At 66.8% G+C, this 11,088-nt stretch carries 10 protein-coding genes; 4 read left to right on the plus strand and 6 right to left on the minus strand.

Translation table 11 applies throughout. The features are described from left to right. The 3 genes from AC3WQZ_RS30545 to chrA form a co-directional block, all read left to right on the plus strand. The coding region (locus AC3WQZ_RS30545; protein ID WP_492301827.1) for a hypothetical protein at positions 1–670 on the plus strand (670 nt) is incomplete at its 5' end. 25 nt (positions 671–695) lie between these two features. Then, on the plus strand, positions 696–908 hold the full coding sequence (locus tag AC3WQZ_RS30550; protein WP_011617135.1) for a hypothetical protein: 213 nt from the start codon (positions 696–698) through the stop codon (positions 906–908). Positions 909–1,017: 109 nt separating this feature from the next. Continuing rightward, positions 1,018–2,250: a chromate efflux transporter gene (gene chrA, locus AC3WQZ_RS30555; protein WP_010809352.1), complete on the plus strand. Its 1,233-nt coding sequence runs from the start codon at positions 1,018–1,020 to the stop codon at positions 2,248–2,250. A 35-nt stretch (positions 2,251–2,285) separates the two neighbouring features. On the opposite strand, the gene AC3WQZ_RS30560 is transcribed toward chrA, so the two are convergent. The 6 genes from AC3WQZ_RS30560 to AC3WQZ_RS30585 form a co-directional block, all read right to left on the minus strand. Continuing rightward, positions 2,286–3,665, minus strand: coding sequence for a YncE family protein (locus tag AC3WQZ_RS30560; protein ID WP_492301829.1), 1,380 nt, complete (start codon positions 3,663–3,665; stop codon positions 2,286–2,288). A 36-nt stretch (positions 3,666–3,701) separates the two neighbouring features. After that, positions 3,702–4,148 (minus strand): CopM family metallochaperone, encoded by a 447-nt coding sequence (gene copM, locus AC3WQZ_RS30565; RefSeq protein WP_058697108.1) that lies wholly within the window; start codon positions 4,146–4,148, stop codon positions 3,702–3,704. A 157-nt stretch (positions 4,149–4,305) separates the two neighbouring features. After that, a complete protein-coding gene (gene ampC / locus AC3WQZ_RS30570; protein WP_011617132.1) occupies positions 4,306–5,496 on the minus strand; it encodes a class C beta-lactamase in 1,191 nt (396 codons plus the stop codon). A 180-nt stretch (positions 5,497–5,676) separates the two neighbouring features. Further along, positions 5,677–8,373 (minus strand): alpha-ketoglutarate dehydrogenase, encoded by a 2,697-nt coding sequence (mdeB, locus tag AC3WQZ_RS30575; protein WP_492301830.1) that lies wholly within the window; start codon positions 8,371–8,373, stop codon positions 5,677–5,679. A 165-nt stretch (positions 8,374–8,538) separates the two neighbouring features. After that, a complete protein-coding gene (locus tag AC3WQZ_RS30580) occupies positions 8,539–9,018 on the minus strand; it encodes an Lrp/AsnC family transcriptional regulator (RefSeq protein ID WP_010809356.1) in 480 nt (159 codons plus the stop codon). Positions 9,019–9,186: 168 nt separating this feature from the next. After that, a complete protein-coding gene (locus AC3WQZ_RS30585; protein ID WP_011617130.1) occupies positions 9,187–10,119 on the minus strand; it encodes a LysR family transcriptional regulator in 933 nt (310 codons plus the stop codon). 165 nt (positions 10,120–10,284) lie between these two features. On the opposite strand from AC3WQZ_RS30585, the gene AC3WQZ_RS30590 reads away from it, so the two are divergent. Then, on the plus strand, positions 10,285–11,049 hold the full coding sequence (locus tag AC3WQZ_RS30590; RefSeq protein WP_010809358.1) for an SDR family oxidoreductase: 765 nt from the start codon (positions 10,285–10,287) through the stop codon (positions 11,047–11,049). Positions 11,050–11,088 lie beyond the last annotated feature (39 nt).

Raw genomic sequence — 11,088 nt, forward strand, 5'->3', positions numbered from 1 at the left:
CCCCCGCCTTCGCCCCGCCCCGGGTTGTCATCTGATGGAGTTTGATATGACACCGCGTACCCACGTGCCGGCCGCCATTGCGGTCGGCCCCCAACTGGTCGAGAAATTGGTCCACGACATCGACGAGCAACTGGAACACACCATCGACGTGGGCGAACGTGCCCGCGTGATGGACATCGTGCGCCAGTGCCTGACGGCAACGCTCGGACACCCCGGCTCGCCGGCGGCAGATGTCGAGAACCGGCTCGCCGTGTCATATCTGAAGCCCTCGGAGGTCATTGCACAGGGTCTGGTGGCCATGTCGCAGGCGACACTATACCGCGCAGTGGAGGATGCACGCTTTTACTGTGTCACCCCGCGCGGCAAGGCGATCGGCCGCGCCTTCCCGGCCTGGCAATTCGCGCCGCCGGTGCCGGAGCTGCTGGTTCCGGTGCTGCGCCAGATGAAGAACCTGCCGAGTAGCGAAATCCATGCGTTCTGGGTCACCCCGGTCGATGCCTTCGACGACCTGACGCCTGCCGAAATGCTGGCGGGCAAGGCGTTCCAATCGCGCGCGGCACTTACCGCCGCGCAGCGTGGCCACCTTGCACAATCCGCCGGCGAGCGGCAGGGCTGGGTGATCGCGCAGTTGACCGCGCTGCCCTCGCGCAGTTCGGATCTGATCAGCTGATGTCGACGTCAAAAATCATTGGGACTTGACTGGCGATGGAGCGCCGGTCGGTTTCCGGTATCCGTCGCGCAAGCACAAGAGCCACCTGGCACTGGCCATCCAGTCCGATTCGCTTGAGCAATGGCGCTGCCAGGTCGATATACGGGTGACGCCGTTCGCGGACATGCCGGAGTTCGAAGCGTTGCGCGCCGACGCGAACTACGCCGCCCCGTTCGAGGGCGGGTTTTTGTTGGACTGAAGCCGACTGCTCGGCCACGCCTTTTGCGGAGCCACAGGAATTCCGCATATGGTAAGGCCGAATTTGGGAGGCATAACTGGCCGATGAAGCCTTAACCGAGAAACCGCCGATGCCCACCAACCCCGCCCAGGACTCAAACCGCGCCGCTGACGCAACCACCACACGTGGCACGGCTCCAGAGGTTCTTCGGGCGTTCCTGAAACTTGGCCTGACTTCGTTCGGCGGCCCGATCGCGCACCTCGGTTACTTCCGAGCCGAATTCGTCGAGCGCCGCCGCTGGCTGGACGACAAGAGCTACTCGGACCTGGTCGCGCTGTGTCAATTCCTGCCGGGGCCAGCCAGCAGCCAGGTTGGCATGGCGCTGGGGCTGCAGCGGGCGGGCTGGCTTGGCGCGCTGGCCGCCTGGATGGGCTTTACCCTGCCCTCTGCGATTGCACTTGTCCTGTTTGCCTTTGGCATTGCGCGCTGGTCCGGCGTTGCGGATTCCGGGGCAGTCCACGGCCTGAAGGTGGCGGCCGTGGCGGTTGTCGCACAGGCGGTATGGGGCATGGCCAGGTCGCTGTGTCCGGACCGGCTGCGTGCCGGCATCGCGGTCGTGGCCGCGCTTCTGGTCCTCGCGGTGCCAAGTGCGGTGGGCCAGGTTGCCGCCATTGTGCTGGGTGGCCTGGTTGCGCGCTGGACCTTGCAGCTGAACCATCTGCCTCCTGCCCAGCATCTCAACTACGGTGTGAGTCGCCGGGTCGGCGCTTTGCTTCTCGCGTTGTTCGGCGTGCTGCTGGTGCTGCTCCCGGCCCTTGCCGCAATGACTGGTTCGATGGCGGTGTCGGCCGTGTCGGTCTTCTACCAGGCCGGAGCGCTGGTTTTCGGGGGTGGGCATGTCGTACTGCCGCTGCTGCAGGCTGGCGTGGTGCCCCCTGGCTGGGTCGGCAACGATGCATTCCTGGCGGGCTACGGCGCAGCACAAGCAGTTCCGGGTCCCCTGTTCACCTTTGCCGCGTACCTCGGGGCGCTCTCGCCCGCGCCATTGGGTGGATGGGTGGGCGCGCTGGTACTGCTTCTCGCGATCTTTGCGCCGGCGTTCCTGCTGGTGGCCGGCGCATTGCCGTTCTGGGAAAGCCTGCGCCAGCGCGACGGGGTGCAGAGCGCGATGGGTGGCATCAATGCAGCCGTCGTTGGCGTACTGGCCGCCGCGCTGTACGACCCGGTGTGGACCAGCGCGATCCACTCGAAGGCGGATTTCGGCCTGGCGCTGGCGGCCTTCGGCTTGCTCGTCTACGGCCGCGTGTCCCCCGTACTGGTGGTGGCCGGCGCGGCGCTGGGTGGGTGGATCCTGGCGCTCTAGCCGGGGATCCGCTAACCCAGGTCGCCACGCTCAGATCACGGCGCGCTCACCAACACCGCCGCGGCCGGATCCGCCGCCGCATCGCCCTCCATGACGATCAGCTTCGCTGGCGCGGCGCTTTTTGGCGAAAGCGTCGTCACGACTTCGCGCAGCGGGCCAATGGCGGTGCCGTTGGCCATGCCGGCCGCATTGGTGCGGAAGCTTGCCACGGGCGTGGCCTGCCCTGCGACATAGACGCTGTACGTGGTTTGCGGCTTCAGCTTGAACAGGGATACTTCCAATGCGTCGACGACACCGAGATTGCGCGCGACCACAAAGCCCTTGGCATCGCCACGGACCGGTTTAAGGGCGATGTTGACCGGATCGCTGTTCGCTCTCTGCACAAGGTTGGCGGTCCCGTCGCCGCCTGGCACTGCGTTGGAGACATAGACCAGTGCCTGCGGCGCCTGGCCAACCGGCACGCGGGTCGTGACCTGGTTCGTTGCGGTGTCGATCACGTCGACGGCGTCGCCGTTTTCCAGCCCGACATAGATGCGTGAACTGTCATCGGCAGCCCAGATGCCGTGCGGCAGCGCGCCGACCGGAATGGTCGCGACCAGCCGCGGTTCGGCCTCGGTGGTGAATACCTTGACCACGTTTTCGCCGCCCACTGTCACATAGGCGAACGTGCCACGCGCGGTCCTGGCAAAGGCAAGGTGATTGGTGATGAAGCCGGAGTCGAAGACGCCCTTCACTTCCAGTTTCTCGGTGTCGATGCGGGTGACCTTGCCCACGTCCTTGTGCGTCATCCACACCTCGCGGAAGTCCGGCGTGAACTGCAGGAACGGTGAGAACGGGCTGGTGACACTGAGGCGCTTGACCACCTTGTGTGCCCTGACATCGATGACATCCACCACGGGGTTGAAGCTGGACACCACGAAGGCGAGCTTGCCGGCAGGATGGAACAGCACCATGCCCGGCCCTGCCGTGGTCGGGATGCGGCGGGTTTCCCGGAATGTCACCGGGTTGATGACGGAGATATAGTCTTCGCCGCGCACGACTACCCACACCTCTTTTCCATCCGCGGTAAAGAAGCCCTCATGCGGTGAGCGGCCGATATAGGCAATGCCCTTGACCTTGTTGGTCGCGGTATCGATGAACGCGACGGAATTCGAGCCGTTCGAGATCGCGATCAGGGTCCGATGGTCTGGCGAGAAGCCAAGGCCGTGGACATTGAGCTCGCCCTTGTATAGCGGCGACAGCACGTCCGGCCGCGCGTTGCCAAGGCGGATCTGCCCAAGCAAGTTGTTGCTCACCGGATTGATCACTGAAACGGTGTTGCTGTTCTGGTCAGCGGTGTAAACGCGATCCTGTGGCTGCGGCGCGGCGACTGCGAGAGGCGCGGCCACGGCAAGGATAAGGGCATGTCTTTTCATGATTCGGTCCAGAAGCGGGCGGTGTATGTCCGCCGGTTAGCGAGGATTGGTGGCGCCAGGTGCCCTGGCCTGGCTGCGCTGGAGCCAGGCCTGCATCAGGCGGATCTCGTTTTGCTGCTCGGTGATGATGGCCTGTGCAAGATTGCGCAACTCCGGGTCCTTGCCATACAGCAGCAGCGCCTTGGCCATGTCGATCGCGCCCTGGTGGTGCGGAATCATCATGGTGACAAAGTCGTGGTCGGGGATGCCGTTCATGGCTGCCTGCGCCATGCCGTGATCCATTACGGCCATGGCGTCACCCATCAGGCCGGCAAACGGTTTTGCGGTGCTGGCGACAAAGGGCGGCGGCACCTGCCCCGCAGTGGTTTGGTGATGGTGGTGGGCTTCCTGGGCTGGCGCGGCAAAGCTTGCAGCCCATAGAAGCAGCGCCGGCACGATGCGTGCCGCGGTGCCGACGCCATTGCTTGGGGTTCTCCGTTGCATTGCAGGGTCTCCTTTCTACCGGGCCTGGCGTTAGCCGGCGGCCGGGGGGTACCTGCGTATACACATGGAGGGCGTGGACTATTCCATGGAAAGCCGGATTTTTTGCGGACCAGCCGCTGGACAGGCCTGCGATGCGTGACGCAGCCCCACCCTCCCCTTACGGGGTATCCGCCCGTCCCGGCGCACCGTCCAGGGCCGCCAGTATCCGAAACGCTGCCTTTACCCGCTCCGGTACCGGGAAGTTCTTGTTCGCCAGCATCACGATGCCAATCCGCTTCGCCGGCACAAAGACCACGTAGGCGCCAAAGCCATTGGTCGAGCCGGTCTTGTTGACCAGCACATCGGCGGGCGATGACAGCGGCGGCTCCAGCCGGCTCACCTGGTTCGCCTCGAGCACGACCTGCGGTGAACTGCCGGCCAGCACGCTGTCGACCCGTGTGGGCCAGGCGTACATTTCCCAGCCCAGCCCCTGCACCATGTCGCCGACCTTGAAGTACCCGGTGTGCGTCCCGGCAATGGCACGCCGCAGCTTGTCGTCCAGGCCGGCACTGTCGATGTTGGCTTCGACAAAGCGGATCATGTCGGCCGCCGTGGTTTTCACGCCGTAGGCTTCGGCATCCAGCACGCCGGGCGTCACGCGGACCGGCTTGCCGTCTTTCGAATAGCCATAGGCGTAGTCGCCCATGCGCGCCTTCGGCACCCTGATGTAGGTGTGGGCCAGGCCCAGCGCCGGGAACAGCGTCTTCTCCATCAGGTCATCGAAGGGCTGGCCCATGCTGCTGGCGGCCAGGTAGCCGAACAAGCCGATGCTGGGATTCGAATACTGGCGATGGCTGCCGGCGGCATATCTGGGGCGCCAGCCCCGGAAATAGTCGACCATCGTCCTGGTATCGGTGACCGCATCCGGAAACTGCAGCGGCAGGCCGCCGGCGGCATAGGTGCCGAGGTCGAGCAGGCTGGTCGCGCCCAGGCTGCTTCCCGCAAGCGCCGGCAGGTATTTCCCGGCAGGGTCGGCCAGGGACAGGGTGCCGCGGGCCTGTCCATAGGACGCGAGCGTCGCGGTGAAGGTCTTGCTGACCGAGCCGATCTCGAAGAGCGTGTCGCCGTCGACCTTGCGCCGGCCCTCCTTCGCCGCGACGCCGTAGTTGAAGACGTAGCGCTTGCCGCCGGCCGTGACGGCAACGGCCATGCCGGGGACGCCGTGCGCCGCCATCAGGGGGCGGATGGCATCGTTCACAGCGCGTTCTATCTGGCGCTGGCCGACACTGTCGGCGGCACTGGCGTTGGCCGCGAAGAGGCTGCAAGCCATGGCGATGGTGGCGATGCGGGCAACAGGAATCCGTTTCATATCCGGCGCTTGGCGATCATGCTGGGGGGGCGGCGCCGGACCATGGCGGTGCGCGCCCGTGGCGGCACGGACGCGCAACTGGAGCGGCTGCAGAAGTACAAAGCTTAACAGCCGCCGCCGTCGCATGTGGAGTCCCGCACCGAAGCGCCCCGCCTGGCCTGCAAGGTGAAGCCGGCGATATCAGAGCGAGGACGGCGCAGGCTTGTCCGTGTCGATGCCGTAGCGCGTGATCGCCTCGGCCACCACCGACGCCGGCACCGTGCCCTGCGCCGCAAGCGCGCGCAGCGCCGCCACGCAGACATAGGCGCGATCGACCTCGAAGAAGCGGCGCAGCGACGGCCGGTTGTCGCTGCGGCCATAGCCGTCGGTGCCCAGCACCGTGAAGGGAGCCGGCACGTAGGGCGCAATCAGTTGCGGATAGGCGCGCACGTAGTCAGTGGCCGCCACCACCGGCGCGTCGCCGGCCAGCAGCGCTTCCACATGGCTGGGGGCGATGCTGTCCTGCGGATGATGCAGGCGCTGGCGCGCGGTCTCGCGCGCCTCGCGCTCCAGCTCGGAGAAGCTGGTGACGCTGAACACCTCGCTGTCGACCTGCCAGTCCTCGGCCAGCATCTGCGCCGCGGCCTCCACCTCGCGCAGGATGGTGCCGCTGCCGAGCAGCCGCACCCTGGCGCGCCCGCCGCCTTCCACCTGCGCAAGCCGGTACATGCCGCGCACGATGTCGCGCTCCACGCCCGCCTGCATCGACGGCTGGGCGTAGTTCTCGTTCATCACGGTCAGGTAATAGAACACGTCCTCCTGGCGCTCCATCATCGCGCGCATGCCCTCGTCGACGATGACTGCCAGCTCATAGGCGTAGGCGGGATCATAGGCGCGGCAGTTGGGGATGGTGGCGGCAATGATGTGGCTGGTGCCGTCCTGGTGCTGCAGCCCTTCGCCGGACAGCGTGGTGCGGCCTGCCGTAGCGCCCACCAGGAAGCCGCGCGCACGCTGGTCGCCGGCGGCCCAGATCAGGTCGCCGATGCGCTGGAAGCCGAACATCGAGTAGTAGATATAGAGCGGCAGCATGGCCGTGCCATGGTTGCTGTAGGCGGTGCCCGCGGCAATCCACGACGACATCGCACCGGCCTCGGTGATGCCCTCTTCCAGGATCTGGCCGCGGATGTCCTCGCGGTAGTACAGCATCGAGCCGGCGTCCTCGGGCTCGTACAGCTGGCCCTGCGATGAATAGATGCCGACCTGGCGGAACAGGCTGGCCATGCCGAAGGTGCGCGCCTCGTCGGCGACGATGGGCACCACGCGCGGACCGAGCGCCTTGTCCTTGAGCAGGCCGGTCAGCATGCGCACCATTGCCATGGTGGTCGACATCTCCTTCTGGTCGGCCGCCACCGCGAACTGGCCGTATTGCGCCAGCGGCGGCACCGCCACGGTGTCGGCCTGGCGCTGGCGCGCCGGCAGGTAGCCGCCCAGCGCCTGGCGGCGTTCGCGCAGGTAGCGCAGCTCAGCGCTGTCCTCGGCCGGGCGGTAGAAGCGCATCGATTCCAGGTCCTCGTCGGACAGCTCCAGGCCGAAGCGGCTGCGGAATGCCTTCAGCGCCTCGATGTCGAGCTTCTTCTGCTGGTGCGTGGTGTTCTGCGCCTGGCCGGCATTGCCCATGCCATAGCCCTTGATGGTCTTGGCCAGGATCACCGTGGGCTGGCCCTTGTGCGCGCGTGCCGCGGCAAAGGCCGCATGGAGCTTGCGCAGGTCGTGTCCGCCGCGGTTCAGCGCCGCCACCTCATCCGGCGTCATATGCGCGACCAGTGCCTTCAGCGCTTCGTTCTGGCCAAAGAAATGCTCGCGCCCATAGTGGCCGTCCTTGGCCTTGTAAGTCTGGAACTGGCCGTCCATGGTCGAGGCGAAGGCGCGCAGCAACGCGCCGGAGTGATCGCGCGCGAAGATCGGGTCCCAGGCGCTGCCCCACAGCACCTTGATCACGTTCCAGCCCGCGCCGCGGAACAGCGCTTCCAGCTCCTGCACGATCTGGCCGTTGCCGCGCACCGGGCCGTCCAGGCGCTGCAGGTTGCAGTTGATGACAAAGGTCAGGTTGTCGAGCTTCTCGCGCGCTGCCAGCGGCAGCGCGGCGATCGATTCGGGCTCGTCCATCTCGCCGTCGCCGAACACGCCCCACACGTGCCGGCCCGAAGTGGCCTGCAGCCCCCGGTGCTCCATGTAGCGCATGAAGCGCGCCTGGTAGACCGACTGGATCGGGCCCAGCCCCATCGAGCCGGTCGGGAACTGCCAGAAGTCCGGCATCAGCCAGGGGTGCGGATACGAGCACAGGCCCTGCCCCCCCGCCTCGCGGCGGAAGTTGTCGAGCTGGGCCTCGGACAGGCGTCCTTCCAGGAAGGCGCGCGCGTACACGCCCGGGGCCGAGTGCGGCTGGAAGTAGACCAGGTCGCCGCCGTTGCCGGCATCGGCGCCCTGGAAGAAGTGGTTGAAGCCGACCTCGAACAGGTCCGCCGCCGAGGCATAGCTGGAGATATGCCCGCCCAGTTCACCGTAGGCCTGGTTGGCGCGCACCACCATGGCAAGGGCATTCCAGCGCACGATGCCGGTGATGCGCTCTTCCATCGCCAGATCCCCCGGATAAGGCGGCTGGCACTCGACCGGGATGGTGTTCAGGTAAGGCGTGTTGCTCTGAGCCGTGGTCGACACACCCAGCGCGGGGGCGGCATCGAGCAGCCGGCCGAGCAGGAAGCGCGCGCGCTCCTGCCCGCATTGCGCCACCACTGCCTCCAGCGCGTCCAGCCATTCGCGCGTCTCCTGCGGATCGTCGTCGCCGTCGGGCATGGCCTGGGCGAGCAGGCGGGCGTGTGGGGAGGCAAGGTCGGTCATGGGGAAGTCTCCAATGGGTTTTGTCCCATTCTATGGAGTGCCCTCCCGCATGAGGTGCTGAAGTTGACTGCCTATCCGGCAGGTGGCAGCACAATCCACTGCCGCTCAACATAAAAACCACTCGAAAATGCTGAGGCCGCGGCATATCCCACGTCGAACGCCGGGCTAGCGCGGATTGCGCAGCGGCAAGGCTGTGTCGTACATCACCTGCTTGAGTGCGAAGCTGCTGCGGATGTTGGCGACGCCGGGGATGCGCGTGATCTCGTCGACGATCAGCCGCTCCACGGCCTGCACGTCGGCCACCACGGCGCGGATCAGGTAGTCGGCATCGCCCGTCATCAGGTAGCACTCCATCACGTTGGGCAGCGCGCGCACGGCGCGTTCGAAGGCATCCAGCCCCTCGCGCGCCTGCCGCTCCAGCGACACGTGGATAAAGACGTTGACGTTGAGGCCAAGCTTCTGCGGATCGAGCAGCGTCACGCGCTGCCGGATGATCCCGCGCTGCTCCAACGCGCGCACGCGCGCCAGGCAAGGCGACGGCGAGAGGTTGACGCGCGCGGCCAGCTCGACGTTGGTCAGGCTGGCGTCGCGCTGCAACGCCTCGAGGATCCGGATATTGATTTCATCCAGTTCGGGTTCCTGCATGGGGTTCCTGTATGGCCGGCTCGATGTGAAGTGCATGGCGCCCTGCCTCCTAGCGGAAACGGGGCGCCGGGCAGAGCGCTAGAATACAGGCCGCGCGGCGCGGGCGGCAAACCTCCAGGCTTGCAGGGCCGCCACATGGCGATCGTGGAACCCGGCCAGCAGCCGGCATCAGGTTCCCGCGCCCTCCCCGCGTGCCTGCGCCCATGCGTCCCAGTACGGCGGACTGCCGATGGCCGTGCGCACGCACTCCGCAAACGCGCGCAGCCGCGCCGACACCCGCCGGCCTTCCGGGTGGGCGATATAAATGGATTCCGGCTCGGCCCGCAGGCCGACCTCGATCACGGCCAGCGCCCCCTGCCGGATGGCATCGCCGGCAATAAAGGTCGGCAACAACGCGATGCCGACTCCCGCGATGGCGGCATCTCGCATCATGTCGCCGTTGTTGACGCGCAGCGCAACGGCGGCACGGGCGATTTCGGTGCCGTCGGGGCCGTGCAGGCGCCAGTCAGCCGCGCCGCGGTTGGCGTAGAAGATGCCACGGTGCTGCTGCAGCTCCGCCAGCGTTGCCGGCGCGCCCATCTGCGCCAGGTAATCCGGGGATGCGACCAGGAGGCGGTGGCTGGGGGCAAGCTGCCATGCCACCAGGCGCGAGCTCTCCAGCGGGCCGTGCCGCACCACGGCGTCATAACTGTCGGTGGCCGCGTCCACGCGGCGGTCGTCCAGGTCCAGGCTCAGCTCCAGTTCCGGATGCCGGGCCAGGAACGGATAGATGGCAGGCCCCAGGTGCATCCGGCCAAATGTGACCGGCGCGGAAATCCGCAACGACCCGGCCAGGGTGCCGCGCCGCTCGGCAACATCGGTTGCCGCCGCCTCCACTTCATGCAGGATGCGCGTGGCCCGCTCCAGGAAGGCGGCGCCATCCTCGGTCAGCGACAGCCGCCGCGTGGTCCGGCGCAGCAGGTTGGCACCCATCGCCTTTTCAAGCTCGGCCAGGCGTTCGCTGACAACGGACTTGGACAAGTTGAGCCGCCTCGCGGCCTCGCTGATGGAGCCTGCCTCGACCACGGCGACAAAGCTGGCGACACCTTCTAGCTTGAACATTGTTCGGCATATCCGGAAAGTTGTTCCGCGATCTTCAGTCTAGTTCGAACCACGCGCGTTGCCCATACTGGTTTCACGAGGCAGCAGGACGGTTCCTGCTGCCCTACCCGCAAAACCGGCGCTGTGGACCAGCAAGTTGCCCCCGCGCCAGACCGGAGATCGATCATGGGACGTTTGTCTGGAAAAGTTGCCATCATTACCGGCGCCAGTGCCGGCATTGGCCGCGCCACCGCATTGCTGTTTGCCGCCGAGGGCGCCAGGGTGGTAGTCGGTGCCCGCCGCCAGTCCGAACTGGACAGCCTGGTGGCGCAGATCCGTGACGCCGGCGGCGACGCGGTGGCGCTCGCCGGCGATGTGCGGCGCGAGGAATACGCCAGCGCGCTGGTGGCGCTGGCGGTCGAGCGCTATGGCCGCCTGGATATCGCCTTCAACAACGCCGGCACGCTCGGCGAGGGCGGGCCCAGCACCGGGGTTTCGGCAGACGGCTGGAACGACACCCTTGCCATCAATCTCACCGGCGCATTCCTCGGCGCCAAGCACCAGCTTGCACAGATGCTGAAGGATGGCGGCGGTTCGGTGATCTTCACCTCGACCTTCGTTGGCTACACCGTCGCCTTTCCCGGCGTGGCCGCGTATGCGGCAAGCAAGTCCGGCCTGATCGGCCTGACGCAGGCGCTGGCGGCCGAGTATGGGCCGCAGGGCATCCGCGTCAATGCGATCCTGCCGGGCGCCGTGGACACGGACATGTATCGCACCATGAACGACACCGCGGAATCACAGGCGTTCATCACCAACCTGCATGCGCTCAAGCGCGTGGCCACGCCGGAAGAACTGGCGCGCTCGGTGCTGTACCTGGCATCGGACGATTCGGCTTTCGTCACCGGCACGGCATCGCTGGTGGATGGCGGCGTCTCGATCACGCGCACCTGACCCCACCGGGGGGGGGGGGGGGGGGGGGGGGGGGGGGGG

The sequence above is a fragment of the Cupriavidus sp. FW305-26 genome, assembly GCF_058787975.1.

Excerpts from the sequence above, each read along its gene's own strand:
- chrA (WP_010809352.1), top strand. The coding sequence starts at position 1,018 with ATGCCCACCAACCCCGCCCAGGACTCAAACCGCGCCGCTGACGCAACC.
- ampC (WP_011617132.1), bottom strand. The coding sequence starts at position 5,496 with ATGAAACGGATTCCTGTTGCCCGCATCGCCACCATCGCCATGGCTTGC.
- AC3WQZ_RS30590 (WP_010809358.1), top strand. The coding sequence starts at position 10,285 with ATGGGACGTTTGTCTGGAAAAGTTGCCATCATTACCGGCGCCAGTGCC.
- copM (WP_058697108.1), bottom strand. The coding sequence starts at position 4,148 with ATGCAACGGAGAACCCCAAGCAATGGCGTCGGCACCGCGGCACGCATC.
- AC3WQZ_RS30560 (WP_492301829.1), bottom strand. The coding sequence starts at position 3,665 with ATGAAAAGACATGCCCTTATCCTTGCCGTGGCCGCGCCTCTCGCAGTC.
- AC3WQZ_RS30585 (WP_011617130.1), bottom strand. The coding sequence starts at position 10,119 with ATGTTCAAGCTAGAAGGTGTCGCCAGCTTTGTCGCCGTGGTCGAGGCA.
- AC3WQZ_RS30580 (WP_010809356.1), bottom strand. The coding sequence starts at position 9,018 with ATGCAGGAACCCGAACTGGATGAAATCAATATCCGGATCCTCGAGGCG.
- mdeB (WP_492301830.1), bottom strand. The coding sequence starts at position 8,373 with ATGACCGACCTTGCCTCCCCACACGCCCGCCTGCTCGCCCAGGCCATG.